This window comes from Streptomyces shaanxiensis, assembly GCF_039537145.1.
Classification (GTDB): domain Bacteria; phylum Actinomycetota; class Actinomycetes; order Streptomycetales; family Streptomycetaceae; genus Streptomyces; species Streptomyces shaanxiensis.
Genome location: NZ_BAAAZY010000007.1, coordinates 1 through 24,626 on the forward strand (window position 1 = coordinate 1; position 24,626 = coordinate 24,626).

Sequence of the window (24,626 nt, forward strand, 5' to 3'; positions counted from 1 at the left end):
CCGCGTCCCCACCCCCGCCCGCGGCCCACTCTCCGCCCCCCGCCTCCGCGGATGCACCGTGTTCGCCAGCAGCACCACGAACGTGTCCGTCACCGGATCCAGCACCAACGACGTCCCCGTGAACCCGGTGTGCCCCGCCGCCCCCCGCCCCGCCAGCTCCCCCATGAACCACGCCTTGTCGACCGCGAACCCCAGCCCGGGCGGGGTCAGGAGCAGCTCCACGAAGTCCGGGCCGAGGATGCGGGCGGGCCCGTACGCGCCGCCCGACAGCAGTGCGCGGCAGAAGACGGCCAGGTCACGCGCCGTCGAGAAGAGGCCCGCGTGGCCCGCCACCCCACCCAGCGCCCACGCGTTCTCGTCGTGGACGACCCCCCGCAGCATCCCCCGGTCCGCCTTGGCCCACGGCCGCCGCTGGTCCTCGGTCGCCGCCGCCTCGGGGCACGGGCCGAAGCGGGTCGCGGTCATGCCGAGGGGGCGGGTGATGCCGTCGTGGACGAGGACGTCGAGCGTGCGGCCCGTGATGCGCTCCAGGACGTGCTGGAGAAGGAGGAAGTTGAGGTCCGAGTAGCAGTACGTGCCGGGCACGCCGATCGGCGGCTCCGCGCGCAGCATCTCCAGCCGCTCCGCGTCGTCCGCGCAGTCGTACAGCGGCAGTTCGGGCCGCAGCCCCGAGGTGTGCGTGAGCAGCTGACGCACCGTGACGTCGTGCCGGGCCGCCGCCCGGAAGTCCGGCAGGTACGCCCCGACCCGCGCGTCGATGCCGAGCGTGCCCCGCTCGATCTGCTGCACGGCGGCCACCGAGGTGAAAAGTTTTGTGAGGGAGGCCAGGTCGAAGGGGGTGTCCGTGGTCATCGGTACGCGGGAGTCGGGCGGCAGTTCCACCCCGGCGTCCTTCTCCTCGTCGTAGGAGGCGTACCGCACCGCCCAGCCCGCCGCCTCCTCCACCGCGAGGTACGGCCCCCGCCCGACGGCCAGCACCGCGCCGGCCGCCCAGGGGCGGGAGCCGGTGGTGAGGTCGTGGACCTCGCGGACGAGATGACGGATCTCCTCGGGGTCGAGTCCGGCCCTTTGCGGCGTGTCCCCGCGCAGTCTCGGCGCGCTCAGCTGTCTGCTCCCTCCGCACCCGCATCTTCATCCGCACGTCTGTTCCAAGGACGGCACATTCCCATGAAGCAGGCCAGCGCCACCAGTGCTGCGGCCAGTTGGACGACGGCCATCGGAACGGCGGTGTCCTCGCCGGCGACGCCCACCAGGGGTGAGGCGATCGCGCCGACGAGGAAGGAGGACGTACCGAGGAGCGCGGACGCGGAGCCGGCGGCGTGCTTGGTACGCAGCAGGGCGAGGGCCTGGGTGTTGGGGAGGGTGATGCCCATCGCGGACATCAGGACGAAGAGCGCGGCGGCCACGGGGACCAGTCCGACCTCGCCGAACACTCCCAGGGACATCAGCAGCAGCGACGCGGCCGCCAGGATGACGATCAGCAGGCCCGCGCCCAGCACCCGGTCCAGGCTGACCCGCCCCACCAGCACCTTGCCGTTGATCTGGCCGACGACCACCAGCCCGACCGAGTTGAGTCCGAACAGCAGGCTGAAGGTCTGCGGCGAGGCCCCGTAGATCTCCTGGATCACGAACGGCGACGCCGATATGTACGCGAACAGCGCGGCGAAGGCGAAGCCGCCGGCCAGCATGTACCCGGCGAAGGCGCCGTCGGCGAGCAGGCCCCGCATGGCGCGCAGGGCCGCGCCGACCCCGCCGCTGTGCCGTTCGTCCGCCGGGAGGGTCTCGGGGAGCCGCCACCAGACGAGAGCCGCCAACAGCAGCCCGACCACCGTGAGTACGACGAACACGCCCCGCCAGTCCGTCACCCGCAGGACCTGCCCGCCGATGAGCGGGGCCACGATGGGGGCGGCCCCGGAGATCAGCATGAGGGTGGAGAAGAAGCGGGCCATCGCCAGGCCGTCGTACAGATCGCGTACGACCGCCCGCGCGATCACGATCGCCGCCGCACCCGCGAGGCCCTGCGCCAGCCGGAAGGCGATCAGGAGCTGGACGGTGGGCGCGAGTGCGCAGAGTGCCGTGGCCAGCACATACACCGCCAGGCCCGCCAGCAGCGGCCGTCTGCGTCCCCACCGGTCGCTCATCGGGCCGACCACCAGCTGCCCGAGGGCCATGCCGGCCAGGCAGGCGGTGAGCGTGAGCTGGACGGTCGCGGCGGGGGCGTGCAGGGATCCGGTGACCTCGGGGAGCGCCGGGAGGTACATGTCCATCGCCAGCGGGGGCGTGGCCGTCAGGCCGCCGAGGACGAAGGTGACGAGGAAGCCGGTGCGGCGGAGGGAGCGGGTGGGCGGTTGTTCCGCCTTCGTCGATGCCGTCGATGCCGTCGACTGCGATACGTCCGGTATCGGCCCCCCACGGTCGCCCATGCGCCCCTCCCTCTCCTCGTGATCCGCCCTCTATGCTCTCAGCTCGTACAGGGTGGCGAGGGTCACATGAGCGAGGGGTGGGGCCGTGATGGCCGAGCAGAGCGTGCGGTGGGGGATCCTGGCGACCGGGGGGATCGCGGCCGCGTTCACGGCCGATCTGGTCGACCTGCCCGATGCCGAGGTGGTCGCGGTGGCCTCGCGGAGCCAGGCCTCGGCGGACGCGTTCGCCGAGCGGTTCGGGATAGCGCGGGCGTACGGCGACTGGAACGCGCTCGCCCAGGACGGCGACATCGATGTCGTGTACGTCGCCACCCCGCACTCGGCCCACCGCGCCGCCGCCGGGCTCTGCCTGGAGGCCGGGCACAACGTGCTGTGCGAGAAGGCGTTCACGCTGAACGCGCGGGAGGCCGAGGAGCTCGTCGCGCTGGCCGAGGCGCGCGGCAGCTTCCTGATGGAAGCCATGTGGATGTACTGCAACCCGCTCATCCGTCGGCTCAAGGCCCTCGTGGACGACGGTGCGATCGGCGAAGTGCGCCATGTCCAGGCCGACTTCGGGCTGGCCGGCCCCTTCCCGCCCGCGCACCGCCTGCGTGACCCGGCGCAGGGCGGCGGCGCGCTGCTGGACCTCGGCGTGTACCCGGTCTCCTTCGCGCAGTTGCTGCTCGGGGAGCCGTCGGACGTCACGGCCCGCGCGACGCTGTCCGCCGAGGGCGTCGACCTCCAGACGGGAGCCCTGCTCTCCTGGGACAGCGGCGCGCTGGCCTCGGTGCACTGCTCCATCGTCGGCGGTACGGCGACCTCGGCGTCCGTCACCGGCTCGGGCGGCCGTATCGACGTGCCGAACGGCTTCTTCTTCCCGGACCGCTTCGTCCTGCACCGCGACGGCCGTGACCCCGAGGAGTTCACGGCCGACCCGGCGGACGGGCCCCGTAACAGCCTGCGGCACGAGGCCGCCGAGGTGATGCGCGCCCTGCGCGCCGGGGAGACCGAGTCCCCGCTGGTGCCGCTCGACGGCACGCTCGCCGTGATGCGGACGCTCGACGCGATCCGGGACCGCGTCGGCGTCCGCTACCCGGGCGAGGCCCCCGAAGAGGACCGCGCGCCCGAACTCACACCGGCGTGAGCCCCGGTTCACCGGCCCGGGTGACGAAGGACTCGGCCGTCGTGACCGGCGCGCCGGGCCTGGTCACGTACGGCACCGTCTTGAAGTCGGCCCGTGCCTGGTCCTCCCCCAGCGCGACGGTCACGTATCCGCGCCGCCCGTTGTAGAACTTCATGTGCGGGTTGGCCCGCATGTACGTGTCCCAGTTGGCGGGCCTGTCGACGCCGTCCCGGCCGCTCGCGATCGACGTGGCCACGATCTCGGTGCCGAGCGTGGCGGAGTCGGGGTCGTCGAAGTCGTCCTTGATGTCGAAGCCGTAGCCGACGTGGACGTCGCCGGTGAGCACCATCAGGTTCTCGATCCCGGCGGCCTTCGCCCCGTCCAGCACTCGGCGCCGGGAGGCGCGGTAGCCGTCCCAGGCGTCCATGGACACCCGGGACGGCGCGGTGAGGTCGAACTTGCGCTGGGAGAAGGTGACCTGCTGCGGTACGACGTTCCACAGCGCCGTCGAGTCACGCCACCCGTCCAGCAGCCACCGCTCCTGTGTCGCGCCGGTCATCGTGCGCGCCGGGTCGTCGACGTCCGGGCCGGGGATCTGGGAGCCGTCGCCGTAGGCCTGGTTGGAGCGGTACTGCCGGGTGTCCAGGACGTCGAACTGGGCGAGCCGACCCCAGTGCAGGCGCCGGTAGAGCTGCATGTCGGGGCCGGTGGGCTGCTGGGGGCTGCGCAGGGGCTGGTTCTCCCAGTAGGCGCGGTAGGCGGAGGCGCGGCGCAGCAGGAACTCCTCCGGCGGGACGCTGTTCTCCGGGGTGTCGTCGGCGTAGTTGTTCTCGGTCTCGTGGTCGTCCCAGGTGACGACGAAGGGGTGCGCGGCGTGCGCGGCCCTGAGGTCGGGGTCGGTCTTGAAGAGGGCGTAGCGCAGGCGGTAGTCCTCCAGGGTCACCGTCTCGCGGTTGAAGAGCGAGGGGAGCGTGCGGTCGGTGTAGTTGCGGTAGCCGCCGACGGAGTTGACCGCGTACTCGTAGAGGTAGTCGCCGAGGTGGAGGACGACGTCCACGTCGTCCTGGGCGAGATGGCGGTACGGCGTGTAGTAGCCGTCGGTGTAGGCCTGGCAGGAGACGGCGGCGAGGGTGAGGGAGCCCACCTCGCTGGTGGCGAGCGGGGCGGTGCGGGTGCGGCCCGTCTCGCTGATCCAGGTGCCGGCGCTGAAGCGGTAGTAGTAGACGCGGTCCGCGTCGAGCTGGTCGACCTCGACGTGGACCGTGTGGTGGAACTCGGGGTGCGCGGTGGCGGTGCCGCGTCTGGCGACGCGGCTGAACTGCTCGTCGTGGGCTAGTTCCCAGTGCACGGTGACGCGTTCGGCGGGCAGTCCGCCGTCCGGCTGGTACGGGGCGGGGGCCAGCCGGGTCCACAGGACGACGGAGCCGGGCAGCGGGTCGCCGGAGGCGACGCCGAGGGTGAAGGGGTTGTCGGTGATCTTGCGGGCGTCGAGCCGTGCGGCGCTGGCCGCGCCCGCCGCCGGCAGGTTCACGGCGAAGGCGAGCGCGGCGGCCGCGCCGGTGAGGGTCAGGAAGCGCCGACGGCCGATGTGCCGGGCGGCGGCGCGCAGTTCGGGGGCGTGCTGGGGCGAGTGTGTCGTGATGGTCATCCGGTCCTCCCCTGACTGATGGATGCATGACGCATTGGAGTGGCCGGGGACGACACTCGATTGGCGCGTACACAACACCCATATGGCAGACAGATGAGTTCCGAATGGCGGACCCTCCCGTACGCTGCGGCCCCATGAACGACAGGCAAACGGACACGAGGATCGCCGTGGTGACCGGCGCGGGCTCCGGCATCGGACGCGCGGTCGCGGTGGAACTGCTGCGCGCGGGCTGGTCGGTGGCGCTGGCCGGGCGGCGCGTGGAGACGCTGGAGGAGACGGCGGGGCTGGAGCCCGACGCCGCCGCCGTTGCCGTACGCACGGACGTGTCACGGCAGGAGGACGTGGCCGCGCTGTTCGCCGCCGCTGTGGAACGGTTCGGGCGGGTGGATCTGCTGTTCAACAACGCGGGGACGTTCGGCCCGGGCGGGGTGCCGGTGGAGGAGCTGTCGTACGACGCCTGGCGGCATGTGGTGGACACCAACCTCAACGGGGCGTTCCTGTGCGCGCAGGCGGCGTACCGGCAGATGAAGGAGCAGGACCCGCAGGGCGGCCGGATCATCAACAACGGCTCGATCTCCGCGCACACCCCACGACCGCACTCGGCGGCCTACACGGCGACCAAGCACGCGCTGACCGGTCTGACCAAGTCGCTGTCGCTGGACGGGCGGCCCTACAACATCGCCGTCGGACAGATCGACATCGGCAACGCGGCGACCGACATGACCGCACGGATGCAGACGGGCGCCCTGCAGGCCAACGGGTCGGTGGTGCCCGAGCCCGTGATGGACGTGGCCGACGTGGCGCGGACCGTGCGGCACATGGCGGAGCTGCCGTTGGAGGCGAACGTGCAGTTCGCGACGGTGCTGGCGACGGCCATGCCGTACGTGGGGCGCGGCTGAGGCCCCGGCGGCCTCCCGTGCCCTCCTCCCGTCACCTCCACAACGTGCACAAGCGGAATGTGAAGTTCCGCTGCATCGCCCCCGGTGGGCGGCATATGCTCAAGGCCTCCTGCACCAGAGCTTCACATTTGGAGCACGAGGCTTCCGTAAGCCATACCGAGGGGGAGGCGGCAGCCGTTCCACGATCACCGGGTGGGGGTGGACCTCGCGTGGGACCGCGAGGGACGCACCGGTGCGTGGAACGGCTGCCGCACAGACCGTAGGGCGGCGTACGGCGATGCTCAGCGACCGAGGATCCGGTCGACCTCGCTCACCTGCCCGGCGGTGAGCGGCCCCTTCGCCAGCGCGCCCGCGTTCTGCTCGGCCTGGGCGACGGAACGGAACCCCGGGATCGGCACGGCGCGCGGGCTGCGGGCCCACAGCCAGGCGAGGGCGCCCTGGCCGAGCGTACGGCCGTCGCCGGTGAGGACGTCCTTCAGCGCGTCGACGCGGGCCACCCACTGCGGGTCGGCGCCGGAACCGTCCGCGAAGCCCTGCAGCCACTGCGGCGGCCGGCTGCGGATGTCCCCGGCCTCCAGGGCCTCACCACTCCTGCGCCTGCCGGTCAGCAGCCCCATCGCCAGCGGGCTGCGGTTGATGCTCGCCAGTTCCAGTTCCTCGCACAGCGCGAACATCTCCGGCGCGTCCTGGAGCACGTTGGCCATGTGCTGTACGGCCGCACAGTGCTCCCCGCGCGCGAAGACGGCGGCGCGGGCCGGGTCGTCGGTGCTCCACGCGTAGGCGCGGACCAGCCCCTCGCGCACGAACTCCTCGCAGGCGTCGCGCAGTTCGGCCGCGCGCTGCGGGTCCGCGTCGGAGAGGTGCAGCTGGTAGAGGTCGATGTGGTCGGTGTCCAGCCGCCGCAACGAGGCGGTCAGCGCGCGGCGGGCGTACTCCGGGGAGTCGTCGGCGCCGGTGAGGGTGCGGGTGTCCTCGTCGAAGACGTTGCCCCACTTGGTGGCCACGACGACCTCGGCGCGGCGCTTGCCGAGGGCACGGCCGAGGACCCGCTCGCTGTGGCCGGCGCCGTAGGTGTCCGCGGTGTCGAAGAACGTGACGCCCAGGTCGAGGGCGCGCCGGATCGCCCGTACCGACTCCTCGTCGTCGACCTTGCCCCAGCCCAGGGGCTGCCCGTCGGCCGACTGCCATTCACCGCCGATGGCCCAGCAGCCGAAGCCGAGAGCGCTTACCCCGATGCCGGTGCGTCCCAAAGTCCTCATGGTCTCCATGAGGGGGACGCTAGGAGTTGGAGCGCACACGAAGGCAAGCCCCTGGGCGACTTCCTGCGGCGTTCTCGCGCCCCCGACTACGCCTGGCCGGTCTCGAAGCGGGAGATCCTGCCGTCGTCCTCGACCTCGAAGTGCCACCGGGTGCGCATCTCGCCCCAGGTGTCGTTGCGGTAGGAGGCGATGAGGTCGCGGCCGCGGTTCGACTCGTTGTCGACCTCCAGGTGACCGTGGGAGGTGAAGATCTCCCGGTCGATCCAGTCGGCGAGGTCGCGGTCGGTGCCGTCGTCCGCCATGGTCGCGCCGGGGGCGAGGATGCTCAGGAAGGCCTCGCGGTCATGGGCGTTGACGGCGGTGACGAAGGCGCGGACGGCCGGGTCGCTGAGTTTGGACGTCTGAATCGTCATAGGGGCAGCCTCACACCGCCCCCGCCGGCCCGCCACCCGAACGGCGGCGAGTGGAGGCCGGGCGGGTGTCGGGAGTGCGACGGTGGACACACGGGAGGGGATCTGTTCCTGCTGTCTGCTCCGGGAGTCGCTGTGAGTGCTGTGAGTGCTGTGAGTGCTTTCGACCGACGTGATCTGGGTCTGCTGTTGCTCCGGTTGGGTGCCGGCGGGGTGCTGGCCGCGCACGGCACGCAGAAGCTGTTCGGCTGGTTCGGCGGGCACGGCCTCCAAGGGACCGGCCAGTTCATGGAGTCGGTCGGCTACCGGCCGGGCAGGGCGAGCGCCGCGGCGGCGGGCCTCGCGGAGACCGGTGGCGGCACGCTGCTGGTGCTGGGGCTGGCGACGCCCGCGGCGGGTGCGGCGGCGGCCGGGGCGATGGCGGGGGCGTCCGCGGTGCACGCCCCGAACGGCTTCTTCAACCAGGGCGGCGGCTACGAGTACGCGGCCACCCTCGGCCTCGCCGCGACCGGCCTCGCGATCGCGGGCCCGGGCCGGCTCTCCCTCGACCACGCCCTCCGCCATGTCGTCGACCGCGGCTGGATGGTGCCCACGGCACTCGCGGCGACGGCGGCGGTGACGGCGCTGGTGGTGGGGGCACGGAACAGGAGGCTGGACCGGCCGGAGAAGGAGGAGGGAGCGGCCGGGTTCGAAGGGCAGGAGGCCTTGTTCGGGGAGTAGACGGCCTCTGCCGCAGGGGCGGACGGCGCTGTGCCAAGCTGCCCGCATGACTGATCAGGCCACCCCTCCCGAGACCTCCGCCGACCTCTGGGCCGCCATCGACGACCTGTGGACCTGGCTCGACAGGGACCAGCCGATCGGCGGCCAGGAGGGCGTGCTGCTACGCATGCTGAAGCTGTCGGAAGAGGTCGGCGAGGTCGCCGAGGCGGTGATCGGGGCGACGGGTCAGAACCCGCGCAAGGGGGTCACCCACACGTGGGAGGACGTGCAGGGCGAACTGTGCGACGTCGTCATCACCGCACTGGTCGCCCTGCGAACGCTGACGCCCGACGCCCGGGAGGTCTTCGACCGGCATCTGACCCGGGTGACGGAGCGGTCCTTGGGCTCGCCTTCCTAGGCGGATCTTGCGAGGAACGGTGCGGTGGCGCCCCTAAGAGGCGCGGGGCTGTATCGATATGCGGCTCCGCCGCGTGGGCGCGACCAGCCACGACGGCGCAGCAGACAACCGAGAACACTACGCGGCACTCACAGCGGAGTACCCGTCAACCGCAACACCGTCCCCTCCCCATTCGCCGACAACAACAGCGAACCGTCCGACCCCACCGCCAACCCCGCGAACCGGCGAGCCATCCCCGGCATCCCGTTGGCGAACAGGTCAGGTTCCGTGCGCGGCACAACCCCGGGCGGCGCCCCGACCGGCAGGTCCTCCGCGTCGGTGCGGCTCTCCCCCGTCGTCAGGGACACGGCCCGCAGCCTGCGCGGCCCGGTCTCCACCGTGAACAGCTCGTCGCCGAGGACCGTGAGCCCCTGCGGCGCGTCGAGCCCGTCCACGACGACCGTCGCCGACCCGTCCGCCTCGATCCGCAGCACCGCGCCGAGCCCCTCGTCGCTGACGTAACAGCGCCCGTCGGCGTCGAAGGCGACGTCCACGGGCCGGTCGAGCCCGTTGTCGGCGAGCACGCTGACGGTGTCGTTCTCGTCGACGGCCACGACCCGCCCCGCGTCCGACTCGGCGACGACGAGCGAGCCGTCCGGTGCGACGGTGATGCCGAGCGGTCGGCGCAGCCCGCCGGCCCGTTCCCGCGTGGTCCCGGTCTCGGGGTCGTACGTCTGGACCTGCCCGAACTGCGAGGTGATGTGCAGGAGTTCGCCGTCGGCCACGATGCCGTGCGAGAAGTGCAGCAGGGCGTGGGTGGTGACGCCGCCCTCCGGTGAGGGTTCGGGGCGGGCGAGCCGGTAGTGGTCGGCGGCGTACACCGTGCCGCCGAGGTCGATGGTCACGCCGTACGGTCCGTCGAGTCCGCGCGGCACGATCTCGCGGGTGCGTCCGTCGGGGTGCATCTCGGTGACGCCGCCGCTGGAGTAGCTGGAGACGAACATGCGGTTCTCGGTGTCGAAGGCCGCGTTGTCGAGCCCGACGACCCCGCTGGTGACCAGGGTCCGCGAACCGCTGCCGTGCAGGTCGATGCGGGTGACGATGCCCTCGGGGCCGCGGGAGAGCACATGCAGCACGCCGCCCTGGTCGAACCGCACGGCGACCGGCTGGTGGACGTCGTCCGCGACCACCTCGGGCGCGCCCCCGTCCGGCGGGATCCGCCAGACCTGGCCGGTGAGCAGGGGGTTCGCCCCGCTCATCATGTGCGGGTAGTACAGGTGGCCGTCCGGCCCGAGCTGCATCGCGTTGCCGAGGGCGAGCCCCTGGGTGAGGACCACGGGGTCGCCGCCGTCGGGGAAGAGCTCCATCAGCCGGCCGTCCGGCTTCATCTCGTTCACGAACAGCCGGTCGCCGACGCAGGTGATGCCGTTGGGGTTGTCCACATCGCCGGAGACGAGCGTGTACTTCCCCTGCGGGGTGCGCCGCCACACCCGCCCCGGCACCAGGTCGGCGATGTACATCGAGCCGTCCGCGCCGAAGGCGAGGTCGTCCGGCGACTGCACGGGGCTGTCCATCGGTACGACGATCTCGACGTCGCCGGTGGCCGGGTCGACGGCGCTGATCTGCCCGGCGAGGAACTGGGCGACGTACAGCCGCCCGTCCGGTCCGAACGCGACGCCGTTGGACCCCCACAGCCGGCTGGGCGGATTGAGCCGCTCGATCGCCCAACGGGCGCTGGTGGCATGCCGCTTGCCGGTGCTGTCGTACCTGCTCGGTTCCCTGCCCGTCACGCCCCTCACCCCTCGCTCTCCGCCAGCACCTCGCGCATGCCGCCCTCGGAGCGCCAGCGCCGCAGCAGCTCGTGGAAGGCGACCGGTCCGTCGCCGTAGGACTCGCTGCGCTCCCTCGGGCTGCCCTCGTTGTTGTAGTACCCGGGGGTGCACTCGGCCTGGAACTCGTAGAGGTCGGCCGCCTTCTGACGGATCGTCGCCACCCAGGCGTCCTGTGCCGCGGCGGTCGGCTCGATGTACCGGGCCTCGCGCTTGCGGGCCTCCGCGACGACCTCGGCGACGTGCGTGGCCTGTTCGTCGAGGATGTGGACGTAGTTGACGGAGGCGGCGTTCTGCATCGAGCCGAGCAGGAAGAGGTTGGGGAAGCCGCGGGTGGTGAAGCCGTGCAGGGTCTTGAGTCCCTTGGTCATCCAGGTCTCCAGCAGCCCGGCGCCACCCCGCCCGTACACCGGGAGCGTCCCGGACAGCACGCCCGACCGGCCGACGTCGAACCCGGTGGCGAAGACGATGCAGTCGACCTCGTACTCCGTCCCGCCCACCACGACGGCGTTCTCGGTGATCCGCTCGACGCCGTGGGTGTCGGCGGTGTCGACGAGGGTGACGTTGGGCCGGTTGAAGGTCTGGAGGTAGGTGTCGCTGAACGTGGGCCGCTTGCACATGTAGCGGTACCAGGGCTTGAGCTTCTCGGCGGTCTCCGGGTCCTCGACGACCGTCTCGACGCGGGTGCGCAGCTCGTTCATCTTCTGGAAGTCGGCGATCTCGTAGGCGAGTTCGCGCTCCTCGGCCGGGACGTCCGCGTAGGCGTTGGTCGGGATGAGCTTCTCCTGGAGCCGGGCGCTGGACGTCCAGGCGTCGTTGACCAGGTCCTCGTCCTGCCGTACGCCGGTGACGACCTTGAGGAAGTTCTCCATACGGCGGCGCTGCCACCCGGGCCGCAGCGTCCTCGCCCACTGCGGGTCGGTGGGCCGGTTGTCGCGTACGTCGACGGAGGACGGGGTGCGCTGGAAGACGTACACCTGCGCCGCGTCGGCCCCGAGGTGCGGTACGACCTGGATGGCGGTGGCGCCGGTGCCGATCAGGGCGACGCGCTTGTCGGCGAGGCCGGTCAGGCCGCCGGTCGCGTCGCCGCCTGTGTAGGCGTAGTCCCAGCGGCTGGTGTGGAAGGTGTGCCCGCGGAAGGTCTGGATGCCGGGGATGCCGGGCAGCTTGGCCTGGCTGAGGGTGCCGCTGGAGACGACGACGTAGCGGGCGCGGACGCGGTCACCGCGGTCGGTGGCGACTTCCCACTCCGACTGCTCGTCGTCCCAGCGCAGTTCGGTGACCTGGGTCTGGAAGCAGGCCTGGTCGTAGAGGCCGAAGTGGCGGGCGACGGCCCGGGCGTGCTCGCGGATCTCCTCGCCGGGCGCGTACTTCCACTTGGGGACGTAGCCGAGCTCTTCGAGCAGCGGGAGGTAGATGTACGACTCGATGTCGCAGTGGATGCCCGGGTAGCGGTTCCAGTACCAGGTGCCGCCGAAGTCCCCGCCCTTCTCGATGACCCGGATCTCCTGCACACCGGCCTGCCGCAGCCGCGCCCCGGCGAGCAGCCCGCCGAACCCGCCGCCGACGACCACGGCCTCGACACGGTCGAGCAGGGGCTCGCGGGTGAACTCCCGGTCGGCGTGGGGGTCTTCGTCGTACGCGCCGAACTCACCGGCGAGGTGCCGGTACTGCCCACTGCCGTCGGGGCGGATCCGGCGGTCGCGCTCGGCGCGGTACTTGGCGCGGAGGGCTTCGGGGTCGAAGTCCAGGTCCTGCGGCTCCGGCATGGGCGTGTTCTCCTCGGTCGTGGGGCCGGCCGTGGGGAGGGCCGGGACAGGGGAAGTCGAGGACCAGTGAAACGAAACGGGCTGACAGCTACCGGACATATCCCGGACACGTGATCAATGTGAGCCAGGACACAAGTGACTTACGGCTGTGCTGCCCGGCCCAGCCAGTAGCCGAAGCCCCGCCGGGTGTGGATGAGGGCGGCCTGCTCGGCGTTCACCTTGCGACGCAAGCGCGAGACGAGCCGGTCGATCGCGCCGTCGGTCGGCGGGTCGTCCCACACGTGCCGCCCGATCTGCTCCTTGGACAGCACGCGTTCGGCGTTGACCAGCAGGCAGCGCAGCAGGCGGTACTCCGCGGGCGTGAGCTCGATGGTGCGCTCGCCGCGGCGGGCCCGGCGGGTGGCGTCGTCCAGGACGAGGTCGCCGTAGCGCAGCGCGCCGTCCCCTCCGGCAGGCTCTCCGGCGCGCACCAACTGGCGTGCGCGGGCGAGGACTTCGGCCACTCTGCCCGGAGCTCCGCCGGGCTGCCCGTCCGCTCCTGGGGCGCCCCCGGGGAGGCTGCCCAGGAACTCGCCGGTCCCGGTGAGCAGCAGGACGGCCGGGCGGTCGGGGGCGAGAAGGCGGCGGCTGTGCCTGAGGGCCTCGGTGTCCGGCAGCGTCACATCGAGGATGACCAGATCGAACCGCCGCTCGGTGAGCAGGGCCGTGGCCTCGGTGCCGCGGTCCACGGCGACGGTCCGGTAACCGGCGAGCTCCAGCAGCGCGGAGAGCGGCTCGCAGGTGCGGGGGTCGCCGAGGACGAGCAGGACGTCCGGTACCGCGTCGGTCGACGGCGGTTTCGGCATGCGGCCACTTTACCTGCGGGTTGCCGGAGGCGGTGAGCGCCGATCAGGTCGCGTTCGGCGCCTCACGTCCAGGGTGTGGCGACGAGCCGGATCCTGGCGTCGCCGCCGACGAGGCGGGCGGTGGTGCCGGGCAGCGGGATGTGGGCGACCCAGCGGCCGGGGGCGGGGTCCTCGTCGGAGCGGGGCGATCCGGCGACGCGGTGGTCGCGGATGGCGCCTTCGATCTCCGAGTTCCAGGTGGCCCAGATGCCGGGGCCGGCCTCGGGTGTGCCGACGTCGATGACGAGGGTGTCGGAGAAGTCGGCGGACTGCTCCAGGTGGTCGCCGAGACCGAGGATGCCGCCCCGCTCGCGCAGGGAGATGAGCCGCAGGTCGAGGACGAACCGCATGGGTTCGTCCGTGAGGGCCCGCAGGCCGCTGTTGAGGAAGGTCGTGGCCAGCGAGACCGACGCCTCCTGCCCGGCCCGGCGCCCGTCGAGCTGGATGGGGCACCAGTGCGCCGCGAGCCGCTCGTGCATCACGACGGGCAGCCCGCGCACCGACAGCCGGGACTCGGCCTGCCATACGACGTCGTCGTCATCGGGCAGCCGGTAGTCGACCAGCGAGGCCTCGATCCGGGTGTCGCCGAACAGGAACCGACGTAGGTTCTGGTAGCCCTCCTCGGAGTTGACCATGCCGTAGCGCCCGCTGTGGCTGCGGTGCACGAAGGCCCGGTGCGCGCCCGGCACATACGCGTTCTCGATCTGCACCAGCCCGTCGCTGTGCGGCCCGACGGCGGCCGCGGACAGCCCGAAGGCGACGTCGTAGTCGGTCGGGTTGGTCCCCACCAGACAGAACACCCGCTCGGCGGGCAGCGTCCCCGGCCCCTGCGGCATCTCACGGGCGTCCCAGCCCCTGGGCGGGCCGCCGGGATCCAGCTCGGCCTGCGGGGTGAGGTACTCGTACATCCGCCGGGACCCGAAGATGTCCGCGCCCTGGATCCCGAACGTGTCCCGCATCTTCTCCAGCAGCCCGCCCCCGATGTCGAAGGAGATGCCGCCGTGCGGGGTGCCGTAGGTGAAGAACTTCGCGACGCATCCGGCGTCACGGCCTCGGTCGGGCAGGACCTTCTGCAGCAGGGACCGGCAGACCAGGCCGCCCATCGAGTGGGCCACGAGGATCACGGCGGGCGCGTGGGTCTTCGCGCACAGCCGGTCGATGAGGTCGAGCAGGTCTTCGGCCGCCCTCTCCAGCCGGTACTCCTGGGGGCGGCCGCCCCAGGTGGTCGCGGAGCGGTCGTAGAAGCGGTGGATCCAGACGGTGTTGGCGGGAATCTCCGCGTGGTCGGCGAGATAGGCCTCCTGGTTGCCCTTCACGAGCAGCTCGTAGCCCTCCTCGCGCAGCAGACGCAGCAGCGGGCTCTCGAACTGGTGGAAGAGCGGCTGGTTGTGCGCGCCGACGCGGACGTGCGTGGAGCCCTCGTTGAAGCCGTAGAAGGGGTCGTCCACGGCCTTGTCGATTCCCCGGGTTCCGCCGGCGAAGCCACGGACGTAGACGATGGGCAGTCTGCGGTTGTCATCCACGCCTTGCCTCCGAGAGCACTGGGTCCACCACTCCTGAGTAGATGAACCCCGGAACTTCGGCCTCCAGGAATAGCCCGTAAAGGTGACGGGCGGGCGGGGACGCGGGGCGGCGCTGTCACCCGTGAGGAGCAGGTCGCCTGGTCGTGCGGGCCGGGGCCGTGTCGTACTGGAGGTTCACGAGGGAAGCCACGGAGGCCCGGATGTCCGCGCGGCAGAGGAACAATCTCGCGTCCTGGCGCGAGCTGCCGCTGACCGTGATCGCCCGGCTGCGAACCCAGATCGCCAAGGAGAAGCGCCGTGCCGTCAGTGATGACGACGGCCGGCGACAGGCTGTGCTCGACGGAGTGGAAGGGCATCTCAAGGAAGCGGAAGAAGCGTGTCTGAAGATATCGAGGTTCCGCCCCAGATCCGGCACCCTGGAACGCACCTGGTCGAACATCCGCGCCGCCGAGACAGATCTGCTCTCGCTCGCTTCCGATGACGACGTCCGCGCGAAAACCCCCGAGGTTCTGGCCGTCGTGCGCCGGAATCTGCCCGAGGACAACCCCCAGCGGCAGGCCGTGGAGGAGATCGCCGAGGAGGTCGAAACCGGCGCAGAGCCCCTCACTGATCAGGACCGGGGCACGCTGGTCAGGTCCCTCACCCTCGCCTACGCGACGCTGGACGGCAGTTACCGGCGGGTGCGCGTCATGGCCGACCTGGTCTGGATCGTCACGGGGGCGGCGACAGTGGGGCTCGTCGTGCTGGCGTTGTGGGGATCCCTCGACAAGCACTCCCTGGACATGTGCTTCAGCCCTCAGCCACCCGGTAACCGGGTGGTCTGCCCCTCGGGCGAATACGAAGTCGAGGGCACGCCCCCGTCCATAGAGATGCCTGCTGTCACGGAGATCATCACGAGCAGCTACGCCGACCGGATGGATGTGCTGACCGTGGAGTGCGCGGGGCTCATCGGGGCGGCCCTGACCGTGGTCACAGCGGTGCACCGGATCCACGCGAACCACTCCACGATCTACCAGTTCCGCCTGCCGCTCGCCGTGGCCGTCCTGAAGTTCCCCGTCGGCGCGCTGTCCGCCGTCGCCGGAATCCTGCTCATCAAAGGGGCCTTCGTGCCGGGCCTGAGCAACCTCGACAGCTCGGCACAGATCATCGGCTGGTCGATCGTCTTCGGCGCGGCCCAGCACCTGGTCACCCACATCGTCGACCAGCGGGCGGAGGAGGCACTGAGCGGGGTGCGCAAGCCGCCGCCGTAGCGGCGCGCGCAAACCGTGCGACGGACCGGCCGCCCTGCGCCGTAGAGCAGACGACGGACAGACGTCTGCAGGGAGGGGAACAGACCGTGGCAGGGCACGGATTCAGAACCGCCAAAGGCACGGCGGCCGCGATAGCGGCCATGGTCGCGCTGACCGCGTCACAGGCGCCGGGGGCGGCCCCGGCACGGGCCGCGGTACCGGCACCGCGGCAGACACCCACCGAGCACGGACCGAGCGTGTCCGGCGACACCCCGTACCGCACCGATCTGCCACCGCTGCGCACCGGACGGCCCGACCGCGACAAGGCACCGGCGGAGGTCGGCGCCGCGCTGCCGGCAAGCGTGTTCGCCGCGTACCGGCGAGCGCAGGAGCGGCTCTCGCGCGAGGCGCCCGGCTGTCGGCTGCGGTGGCAGTTGCTCGCGGCGATCGGGCAGGTGGAGTCCGGGCAGGCGCGCGGCGGCCGGGTGGCGTCGGACGGTACGACCGTGACGCCGATCCTCGGGCCACGGCTGGACGGCGTGGCGTACGCACTGATCCGGGACACCGACGGCGGCGCCCACGACGGGGACACGACGTACGACCGCGCGGTGGGGCCGATGCAGTTCATCCCGTCGACCTGGGCCCGCTGGGGCGCGGACGGCAACGGCGACGGGCGTACGGATCCGAACAACGTCTTCGACGCGGCTCTCGCGGCCGGACGCTACCTGTGCGCGGGCGGGCGGGACCTGTCCGTCCCGGCCGAGCTGGACCGGGCGATCCTCGGCTACAACCACTCGGCCGCCTATCTGCGCACGGTCCGGGCCTGGTACGCGTACTTCCTGGACGGGCACCGGGTGGTGCCGGACAGCTCCGCCGGTTCCGCGGTACGCCCCGAGCCGTCGCGGTCACCCTCGAAGCCGAAGAAGGCCTCGCCGACACCCTCCGACCGTCCGAGCGCAACTCCGTCCCGCACCCCGTCGACCCCCGACGCCTCACCGGCCCCCACCGCATCCCGTCCGGCCACCGGACCCGAGGAGACCGGGAATCCGCAACTCCCCCTCCCCTCCCCGGACATCGAGCTTCCCGGCGACGACGTGCTGCCCAGCGGAGGTTCACTGACCAGTAACAGCGCGGACTCGATGACGGCCACCCCCTCCACAACCGCCGATACTCGGCGGTAATGTCGCCACCCGCCGGACGGCACGAGACCGGTGGGTGAGAGCGAAGGGGCCCTCATGGCGACGGACATGCCTGCGGAGCAGCCTGCAGGGATACCTGCGGAATTGTCCGCAGAGATACCTGCGGAGTGGGACGCCTCCGACGACCGTTGGCAGCGCATGTGGAGCCACCGCGAGCAACTGCTCAAGGTGGCCCGGCGCAGGTCGATGAGTGCGGAGGACGCCGAGGACGCGGTGCACGAGGCGATGCTGCGCGCCGCCGAGCGCCCCGACCTGGACGACGAGCGGCTCGCGGCCTGGCTGACGACGGTCACGATGCGGATCTGCGTCGACCGCTACCGCCAGGTCAACCGCGAGGCCGAGGTCCGCACCAGCCCGACCCTCATCGCCCCCGGTCCCGTGCCCGTCGAGGAGGCTGTCTGCGACCGGGCCGAGGCGAAGTGGCTGGCGGTGCGCAGTGGTGAGCTGCCCGCGCGGCAGGCCGAGGCGCTGCGGCTGAAGTCGGAGGACCTCGACGTCGGCCAGGTCGCCGTACAGATGGGGCTGAGCTACCGGACCGTCGAGTCACTGCTGGCCCGGGCCCGGCGGACGCTGCGGCAGTCGCTGGCCGCGACGCTCGGGTGCGTGCTGTTCCTGATCGGGTGGGGGCGGCCGAGGCCGGCCGGCAAGGGCCCGGCCTTGGCGGTGGCCTCGACTGCGGCGACCCTGGCGGTTGCGGGGTTCGTGCTGCCGTACGCCCTCGACGGCAGTGGCGGCGGGGGCGGTACGGCGCCTCGGCCCGCCGTCGCCTCGCCGGGTCCGGAGGCGGTGCGGCCGGACGGTGGTGGCGAGGGGCGTACACCTCAGGGGAACAAGCCCACAGTCACGTCGGCCGAACGGAGAGCAGCCGAGTCCCCGGCGGGCGAATCGTCCCTGCCGCTCACCGTGCCGTCGCTGCCGGACGTCCCGGAGGTCTCCGTGTCCCCGCTGCCGGTGTTGTCCGCGCCGGAGGTCCCCGAGGTGCCCGACGTCCCGGAGCTGCCCGAGCTCCCCGGCCTGCCGGTCACGTCCTCCGCCGTTCCGACGGACACGGCACCCCCGGCGATCCCGGACGCCTCCACCGCCGTACCGTCCGCCTCGCTCCCCGCGCCCATGGCGACCCCGCTGCCGTAGCAGCTCCGGACATACAGCCGCCGGACATACGGTCGTAAATCATCACGAAACCCTCGACCGGAAACCCGCCCGAAAAAAATCCGCAACCCGAGCGACGGACGCCCCTCCCCTCCCCGTAGAGCAGATGTCAGAGCTGCTCCGCGGGCTGAAGGGTGGACCGGATGGGTGTCGAGATCTGTGTGGAAGGGCTGACCAAGTCCTTCGGTCACCAGGTCATCTGGCAGGACGTCTCGCTGACGCTGCCCGCCGGGGAGGTCTCGGTCATGCTCGGCCCCTCGGGCACGGGCAAGTCGGTGTTCCTCAAGACGCTCGTCGGACTGCTGAAGCCGGAGCGGGGGTCGGTGAAGGTCGCCGGCCGGGACATCACCAAGCTCCGTGAGCACGATCTCTACGAGGTGCGGAAGCTCTTCGGCGTGCTGTTCCAGGACGGCGCGCTGTTCGGCTCGATGAACCTGTACGACAACATCGCCTTCCCGCTGCGCGAGCACACCCGTAAGTCCGAGAGCGAGATCCGGCGCATCGTGCTGGAGAAGATGGACATGGTCGGGCTGATCGGCGCTGAGGGGAAGCTGCCCGGCGAGATCTCGGGCGGCATGCGCAAGCGGGCCGGTCTGGCCCGGGCCCTGGTGCTCGATCCGGAGATCATCCTCTTCGACGAGCCCGACTCGGGCCTCGACCCGGTGCGCGTCGCCTATCTCAACCAGCTCATCGTCGACCTCAACGCCCAGATCGACGCGACCTTCCTGATCGTCACGCACGACATCGCCTCGGCCCGCCAGGTCCCGGACAACATCGGGCTGCTGTTCCGCCGCGAACTGGTGCTGTTCGGGCCCCGCGAGGAGCTGCTGACCAGCGACGAGCCGGTGGTAAGGCAGTTCTTGAACGGCCGGATGCAGGGCCCGATCGGCATGGCGGAGGAGAAGGACGCGGCCCAGGTCGAGCAGGAGCTGGCCGCCCTCGGTGACGCCGGCAAGGGCACACAGTCTCCCGGCAGCCAGGCTCTTCCTCCCCGCCTGCTGCCGGGGCCGGGCATCCCCCGGTCACCGCGCTGGGAGGCGATCGCCCGGCGCGAGGCCGCGCTGCACCAGAAGGCGGGGGCGAGCATATGAGTCCGTCACCGGTCGGAGCGCTGCGGCACTCGGGGAGCCTGTTCGCGATGGCGCTGGACGTCGTCCGGACGATCCCCCGACGTCCCTTCCAGGCAAGGGAGTTCATCCAGCAGGCGTGGTTCGTCGCGAGTGTCACCATCCTGCCGACGGCCCTGGTCTCCATCCCCTTCGGCGCCGTCATCGCCCTGCAGATCGGCAGCCTCACCCGGCAGCTCGGCGCCCAGTCCTTCTCGGGCGCCGCCTCCGTGCTGGCCGTGCTCCGCGAGGCCTCGCCGATCGTCACCGCGCTGCTGATCGCGGGCGCCGGCGGCACGGCGATCTGCGCCGACCTCGGGGCGCGGAAGATCCGCGACGAGATCGACGCGATGCAGGTGCTCGGCATCGACCCCATCCACCGCCTCGTCGTGCCGCGCGTGCTGGCGTCGATGCTGGTGGCGGTGCTGCTCAACGGCCTGGTGTCGGTGGTCGGCGTGGCGGGCGGCTATTTCTTCAACGTCGTCCTGCAGAACGGCACTCCCGGCGCCTACCTCGCCTCCTTCACCACCCTCGCCCAGCTCTCCGACCTGTGGGCGGCCGAGATCAAGGCGCTGGTGTTCGGGGCCATCGCGGGGATCGTCGCCTCGTACAAGGGGCTGACCGCGAAGGGCGGCCCGAAGGGTGTGGGCGACGCGGTGAACCAGTCGGTGGTGATCACCTTCATGTTGCTGTTCGTGACCAACTTCGTGATGACCGCGGTGTACTTCCAGGTCGTCCCGCAGAGGGGTTAGCCGATGAGACTGCTCGACCGCCCGCTGCGCTCCCTCGAAGCGCTGGGCACTCAACTCTCCTTCTACGGCCGCTCGTTGGCGTGGACCGGCCGCACCCTGCGCCGCTACAAGAAGGAGATCCTGCGGCTGCTCGCCGAGGTGAGCTTCGGGCGCGGAGCCCTGGCCGTCGTCGGCGGCACGGTCGGTGTGATCGCGTTCCTGTCCTTCTTCACCGGCACCGAGGTCGGCCTCCAGGGCTACGCGGCCCTCAACCAGCTCGGCACCTCCAACTTCGTCGCGTTCCTCTCGGCGTACTTCAACACCCGGGAGATCGCCCCGCTGGTGGCCGGGCTCGCGCTCTCCGCGACCGTCGGCGCCGGGTTCACGGCCCAGCTGGGCGCGATGCGGATCAGCGAGGAGACCGACGCGCTCGAGGTGATGGGCGTGCCCTCGCTGCCGTTCCTGGTGACGACGAGGATGATCGCCGGGTTCGTCGCGGTGATCCCGCTGTACGTGATCGGCCTGCTGTCCTCGTACCTCGCCGCCCGCACCATCACCACCGGCTACTACGGGCAGTCGGCCGGCACCTACGACCACTACTTCCAGCAGTACCTGCCCCCGGTCGACGTGCTGTGGTCCTTCGGCAAGGTGCTCGTCTTCGCCGTCCTGATCATCCTGGTGCACTGCTTCTACGGCTACTACGCGAGCGGCGGCCCGGCGGGGGTCGGCGTGGCCGTGGGCCGTGCGGTGCGGACGTCGATCGTGGCGATCAACGTCCTGGACTTCTTCCTGTCGCTCGCGATCTGGGGCGCCAACACGACCGTACGGATCGCGGGGTGAGCCGCCGGATGAGGGCGCGTATGAAAGTGCTGAGACTACGGCTGTACGGCATCGTCTTCCTCGCCGCACTCGCCCTGCTGCTGTCCCTGTCGGTCGCCGTCTACCGGCAGGCGTTCACGCCGGTCGTACGGATCACCCTGGAGGCCGACAGCCTCGGCAACCAGCTCGATCCCCGCGCCGACGTGAAGCTGCGCGGGCTGCTGGTCGGCGAGGTGCGCGAGGTGCACGCCGACGGGACGAAGGCGCGGCTCGACATCGCGCTCAAGCCCGAGCACGTCGCGTACATCCCGTCCGACGTGCACGCGCGGCTGCTGCCCAAGACGCTGTTCGGCGAGAAGTACGTCGACCTGGTGCCGCCCGCCGGCGCCGGCTCCTCGTCGGCTCGCCCGATCCGCGCCGGTGACGTCATCACCCAGGACCGCACCCGCGTCGGCATCGAGGTGCAGCAGCTGCTGAACGACCTGCTGCCCCTGCTGCGCACCGTCCAGCCCGGCAAGCTCAACGCCACGCTCTCCGCCATCGCCACCGCCCTCGAGGGCCGCGGCGACCGCATCGGCGACAACCTCACACGCCTGGAGGCCTACCTGCACCGCCTCAACCCCCATCTGCCGACCCTCACCGAGAACATCGCCCGCTTCGCCGAGGTGGCCGAGACGTACGGCGACGCGGCACCCGACCTGATGGCGATCCTGCGCAACACCGTCACGACCAGCCACACCATCGTCGAGCAGAAGGACCGGCTGGCGGCGGCGCTGAAGACCACGGCGACCGTCGCGGGCACGGCGCAGGACTTCCTCGACGCGAACGGCGGCCGGCTGATCACCCTCGGCCGGGTCTCCCGTCCGACGCTGGAGCTGTTCTCCCGCTACTCCCCCGAGTACCCCTGCCTGCTGGCCGGACTGGTCCGGCAGGAGAAGGCCTCGGAGGAGGCGTTCCGGGGCGGGAAGATGCACATCACGCTGGAGGTCGTACGGCCGCAAGGGGCGTACGAGCCGGGCGAGGAGCCGCGCTACGGCGAGCGGTCGGGGCCCGACTGCCGTGATCTGCCGGGTCCTCCGGTGCCGGCGCCCGGGGCTCACCTCGACGACGGTTCGAAGTCCGGGGGTTCGTCCGCCGGGGGTCCGCTCGGCGTCTCCGCGACCCGGGCCGAGCAGCGGGCGGTCGGTTCGCTCGTGGCACCGGTCATGGGCGTGCCGGCGGACGAGGTACCGCCGGTGGCGACGCTGCTGTTCGGGCCGATGGCACGCGGGACGGCGGTGAGTGTGGCATGAGGACCGGTCGTACGAGGAGCGGTCGTATGAGGGCCAAGGGCGCCCGGCAGACCGCGGCCCCGCTCATCAAGTTCAGCCTCTTCGCGGTGGTGACCGTGCTGGCGACGGCTCTGCTCGCCGCCACCATCGTGAACATCTCCTTCACCCCGGAGGATCGCTATCGCGCGGTGTTCAGCGACGTCACCGGCCTGGAGGAGGGCGACGACATCCGGGTCGCCGGGGTGCGGGTCGGCGAGGTCGAGGGCATCCGGATCAAGGACCGGACGCTGGCCGAGGTCACCTTCACGGTCAGCGAGGACCGGCCGCTGCTCACCGGCACCGGCGCGGTCATCCGGTACCGCAATCTGGTCGGGCAGCGGTACGTCGCGCTGACCGAGGGCGCGGGCGACAGCACGCGGCTGCGGCCCGGCGCGACGATCCCGCTGGCGCGCACACAGCCCGCGTTGGACCTCAACGCCCTGCTGAACGGCTTCAAGCCGCTGTTCGCCGCGCTCAGCCCCAAGGACGTCAACCAGCTCGCCACCGAGATCATCAAGACGCTCCAGGGCGAGGGCGGCACCGTCAACAGCCTGCTCGCGCACACGGCGTCGCTCACCTCGACGCTGGCCGGCCGCGACCAGCTGATCGGCTCGGTGATCGACAACCTCAACACCGTGCTGGAGACGCTGGACGACCGCGGCACCCGCTTCTCCGGACTGATCGAGCAACTGCGCCGGGTGATCTCGGGTCTGTCCGCCGACCGTGGGCCCATCGGCCGGTCGCTGGTGAACATCGGCGACCTGACGGAGGCCACCTCGGGGCTGCTGAAGGACGCGCGTCCACCGCTGCAGGACGACATCGCCGAGCTGACCGAGCTCACCGGAACGCTGAACGACAACGAGAAGACGGTGGAGGGCGTGCTGAAGCGGCTGCCGAACAAGCTGAACGAGCTGACGGGGACGGCGTCCTACGGCTCGTGGTTCAACTTCTACCTCTGCGACTTCGACGGCCGGATCGTGCTGCCGAAGACGCGGCAGGTGCTCACGCCCGAGATGCATGTGGCGAGGGCGAGGTGCGGGGCATGAGCCGTAACCAGGGCATGAGCCGTAAGAACCGTCCGGAGCCGCTGTTCAAGGTGCGCGTGGAACCGCCGAAACTGCCGAGGCCACGTCTGCCGAAGGTACGGCTCCTGCCGCACCGCAAGCCGCGCCCGAGCCGCCCGCAGCCGCTGATCAAGGTGCGCGTCGAGCCGCCGAAGCTGCCGAAGCTGCCGAGGATACGGCTGCGCCGCCCGCACCTCGGCCCCTTCCGCGACCGCAACCCCGTCGTCATCGGCGCGATCGGCCTCACGGTCCTCGCCCTGCTGGCCGTGGCCGCGTTCAACGCCGACCGGCTGCCGGTCATCGGCGGCGGCGAGACGTACAGCGCGGCCTTCGCGGAGGCGGGCGGTCTCAAGCCGGGCGACGAGGTGCGGATCGCCGGGGTCAAGGTCGGCAAGGTCAAGGAGGTCGACCTGGACGGCGACCACGTCAAGGTCACCTTCAAGATCAAGGGCGAGCCGGGCTTCGGCACCGAGACCGGGGCGTCGATCCGGGTCAAGACGATCCTCGGCGCGAAGTACCTCGCGCTGCACCCCAGGGGCCGGGGCCAGTTGGCGCCCGGCAGCGAGATACCGCTGAAGCGCACGGTCCCCGCGTACGACGTCGTACAGGCGTTCAGCGACCTCACCACCACGACGGAGAAGGTCGACACGGACCGCGTGGCGAAGGCCCTGGACACCATCTCCACCACCTTCGAGGACTCCCCCTCGGAGGTACGGGCGTCCATCAAGGGCCTGTCGCAGATCTCCCGCACGGTGGCCTCCCGCGACAAGGCGCTGCGCGAGCTGCTCGACCACGCGAACGGTGTGACGGCCGTCCTGGCCGACCGCTCGGGGGACTTCACCGCCCTGGTCAAGGACGGCGACAAGCTGTTCCGGGAGATCAGCAGGCGGCGGGAGGCGATCCACAACCTGCTGAAGAGCTCCGCCGCGCTCGGCATCCAGCTCTCCGGCCTGGTCCAGGACAACGACAAGGAGATCGGGCCCGCGCTGGAGGGCCTGAACCGCGTGGTGGACATGCTGGAACGGAACCAGTCGAGCCTGGACCGGAGCATCAAGCTCATGGCGCCCTACGTCCGGCTCTTCACCAACACCCTCGGCAACGGCCGCTGGTTCGACTCCTACGTGCAGAACCTGGTCGCCGCTCCGGTGGCGCCGCGGACGGGAGGGGCGCAGTGAGG

At 71.4% G+C, this 24,626-nt stretch carries 22 protein-coding genes; 13 read left to right on the forward strand and 9 right to left on the reverse strand.

Features of this window, described 5'->3' with window-relative positions:
• Together ABD932_RS09150 and ABD932_RS09155 are read right to left on the reverse strand one after the other, a co-directional pair.
• Window positions 1-1,089 (reverse strand): serine hydrolase domain-containing protein (locus ABD932_RS09150; protein ID WP_425587443.1); only part of this gene is annotated, 1,089 nt, incomplete at its 3' end.
• An 11-nt stretch (window positions 1,090-1,100) separates the two neighbouring features.
• Complete coding sequence (locus ABD932_RS09155) at window positions 1,101-2,423, reverse strand: multidrug effflux MFS transporter (RefSeq protein WP_345010520.1); 1,323 nt, start codon at window positions 2,421-2,423, stop codon at window positions 1,101-1,103.
• Between the two features lie 88 nt (window positions 2,424-2,511).
• Here ABD932_RS09155 and ABD932_RS09160 point away from each other — a divergent pair, with 88 nt between their 5' ends.
• Window positions 2,512-3,546 (forward strand): Gfo/Idh/MocA family protein, encoded by a 1,035-nt coding sequence (locus ABD932_RS09160; protein ID WP_345010521.1) that lies wholly within the window; start codon window positions 2,512-2,514, stop codon window positions 3,544-3,546.
• Here ABD932_RS09160 and ABD932_RS09165 read toward each other — a convergent pair.
• Entirely contained in the window at window positions 3,533-5,173 is a 1,641-nt protein-coding gene (locus tag ABD932_RS09165; protein ID WP_345010523.1) for an alkaline phosphatase D family protein, read from the reverse strand. The two genes, ABD932_RS09160 and ABD932_RS09165, sit on opposite strands and share 14 nt — an antisense overlap.
• A gap of 134 nt (window positions 5,174-5,307) precedes the next feature.
• Here ABD932_RS09165 and ABD932_RS09170 point away from each other — a divergent pair, with 134 nt between their 5' ends.
• The gene (locus ABD932_RS09170) at window positions 5,308-6,072 is read left to right on the forward strand and encodes an SDR family oxidoreductase (protein ID WP_345010524.1); all 765 of its coding nucleotides are present in this window, start codon (window positions 5,308-5,310) and stop codon (window positions 6,070-6,072) included.
• A 281-nt stretch (window positions 6,073-6,353) separates the two neighbouring features.
• Here the strand turns inward: ABD932_RS09170 and ABD932_RS09175 are convergent, their stop codons facing one another.
• Window positions 6,354-7,340 carry an aldo/keto reductase gene (locus tag ABD932_RS09175; RefSeq protein WP_345010526.1) on the reverse strand — a complete coding sequence of 329 codons (987 nt, stop codon included), beginning with the start codon at window positions 7,338-7,340 and terminating at the stop codon, window positions 6,354-6,356.
• A gap of 77 nt (window positions 7,341-7,417) precedes the next feature.
• Window positions 7,418-7,744, reverse strand: coding sequence for a nuclear transport factor 2 family protein (locus ABD932_RS09180; RefSeq protein ID WP_345010528.1), 327 nt, complete (start codon window positions 7,742-7,744; stop codon window positions 7,418-7,420).
• A gap of 150 nt (window positions 7,745-7,894) precedes the next feature.
• Here ABD932_RS09180 and ABD932_RS09185 point away from each other — a divergent pair, with 150 nt between their 5' ends.
• Both ABD932_RS09185 and ABD932_RS09190 read left to right on the forward strand, forming a co-directional pair.
• Window positions 7,895-8,461, forward strand: coding sequence for a DoxX family protein (locus tag ABD932_RS09185; protein WP_345010530.1), 567 nt, complete (start codon window positions 7,895-7,897; stop codon window positions 8,459-8,461).
• A gap of 46 nt (window positions 8,462-8,507) precedes the next feature.
• A complete protein-coding gene (locus ABD932_RS09190; protein WP_345010532.1) occupies window positions 8,508-8,858 on the forward strand; it encodes a MazG-like family protein in 351 nt (116 codons plus the stop codon).
• 128 nt (window positions 8,859-8,986) lie between these two features.
• Here the strand turns inward: ABD932_RS09190 and ABD932_RS09195 are convergent, their stop codons facing one another.
• The 4 genes from ABD932_RS09195 to ABD932_RS09210 all read right to left on the reverse strand — a co-directional run bounded on the left by ABD932_RS09195 (window position 8,987) and on the right by ABD932_RS09210 (window position 14,842).
• Window positions 8,987-10,627: an SMP-30/gluconolactonase/LRE family protein gene (locus ABD932_RS09195; RefSeq protein ID WP_345010534.1), complete on the reverse strand. Its 1,641-nt coding sequence runs from the start codon at window positions 10,625-10,627 to the stop codon at window positions 8,987-8,989.
• Window positions 10,628-10,632: 5 nt separating this feature from the next.
• Window positions 10,633-12,435 (reverse strand): flavin-containing monooxygenase, encoded by a 1,803-nt coding sequence (locus tag ABD932_RS09200; RefSeq protein ID WP_345010536.1) that lies wholly within the window; start codon window positions 12,433-12,435, stop codon window positions 10,633-10,635.
• Window positions 12,436-12,575: 140 nt separating this feature from the next.
• Complete coding sequence (locus tag ABD932_RS09205; RefSeq protein WP_345010538.1) at window positions 12,576-13,280, reverse strand: response regulator transcription factor; 705 nt, start codon at window positions 13,278-13,280, stop codon at window positions 12,576-12,578.
• Window positions 13,281-13,342: 62 nt separating this feature from the next.
• Complete coding sequence (locus ABD932_RS09210; protein WP_345010540.1) at window positions 13,343-14,842, reverse strand: esterase/lipase family protein; 1,500 nt, start codon at window positions 14,840-14,842, stop codon at window positions 13,343-13,345.
• Window positions 14,843-15,042: 200 nt separating this feature from the next.
• Here ABD932_RS09210 and ABD932_RS09215 point away from each other — a divergent pair, with 200 nt between their 5' ends.
• The 9 genes from ABD932_RS09215 to ABD932_RS09255 all read left to right on the forward strand — a co-directional run bounded on the left by ABD932_RS09215 (window position 15,043) and on the right by ABD932_RS09255 (window position 24,624).
• Window positions 15,043-16,092, forward strand: coding sequence for a hypothetical protein (locus ABD932_RS09215; RefSeq protein ID WP_345010541.1), 1,050 nt, complete (start codon window positions 15,043-15,045; stop codon window positions 16,090-16,092).
• 140 nt (window positions 16,093-16,232) lie between these two features.
• Window positions 16,233-17,252, forward strand: coding sequence for a lytic transglycosylase domain-containing protein (locus ABD932_RS09220; protein ID WP_345011462.1), 1,020 nt, complete (start codon window positions 16,233-16,235; stop codon window positions 17,250-17,252).
• A 54-nt stretch (window positions 17,253-17,306) separates the two neighbouring features.
• Window positions 17,307-18,401: a sigma-70 family RNA polymerase sigma factor gene (locus ABD932_RS09225; RefSeq protein ID WP_425587430.1), complete on the forward strand. Its 1,095-nt coding sequence runs from the start codon at window positions 17,307-17,309 to the stop codon at window positions 18,399-18,401.
• A gap of 161 nt (window positions 18,402-18,562) precedes the next feature.
• Window positions 18,563-19,510, forward strand: coding sequence for an ABC transporter ATP-binding protein (locus ABD932_RS09230; RefSeq protein ID WP_345010545.1), 948 nt, complete (start codon window positions 18,563-18,565; stop codon window positions 19,508-19,510).
• A complete protein-coding gene (locus ABD932_RS09235; RefSeq protein ID WP_345010547.1) occupies window positions 19,507-20,277 on the forward strand; it encodes an MlaE family ABC transporter permease in 771 nt (256 codons plus the stop codon). Before ABD932_RS09230 ends, ABD932_RS09235 begins: the two co-directional genes overlap by 4 nt.
• Before the next feature lie 3 nt (window positions 20,278-20,280).
• The gene (locus tag ABD932_RS09240) at window positions 20,281-21,096 is read left to right on the forward strand and encodes an MlaE family ABC transporter permease (protein ID WP_048584423.1); all 816 of its coding nucleotides are present in this window, start codon (window positions 20,281-20,283) and stop codon (window positions 21,094-21,096) included.
• A gap of 20 nt (window positions 21,097-21,116) precedes the next feature.
• Window positions 21,117-22,367 (forward strand): MCE family protein, encoded by a 1,251-nt coding sequence (locus ABD932_RS09245; RefSeq protein ID WP_345010554.1) that lies wholly within the window; start codon window positions 21,117-21,119, stop codon window positions 22,365-22,367.
• Window positions 22,368-22,393: 26 nt separating this feature from the next.
• Window positions 22,394-23,431: an MCE family protein gene (locus tag ABD932_RS09250; protein ID WP_345010556.1), complete on the forward strand. Its 1,038-nt coding sequence runs from the start codon at window positions 22,394-22,396 to the stop codon at window positions 23,429-23,431.
• Window positions 23,428-24,624, forward strand: coding sequence for an MCE family protein (locus ABD932_RS09255; RefSeq protein ID WP_345010558.1), 1,197 nt, complete (start codon window positions 23,428-23,430; stop codon window positions 24,622-24,624). Before ABD932_RS09250 ends, ABD932_RS09255 begins: the two co-directional genes overlap by 4 nt.
• Window positions 24,625-24,626 lie beyond the last annotated feature (2 nt).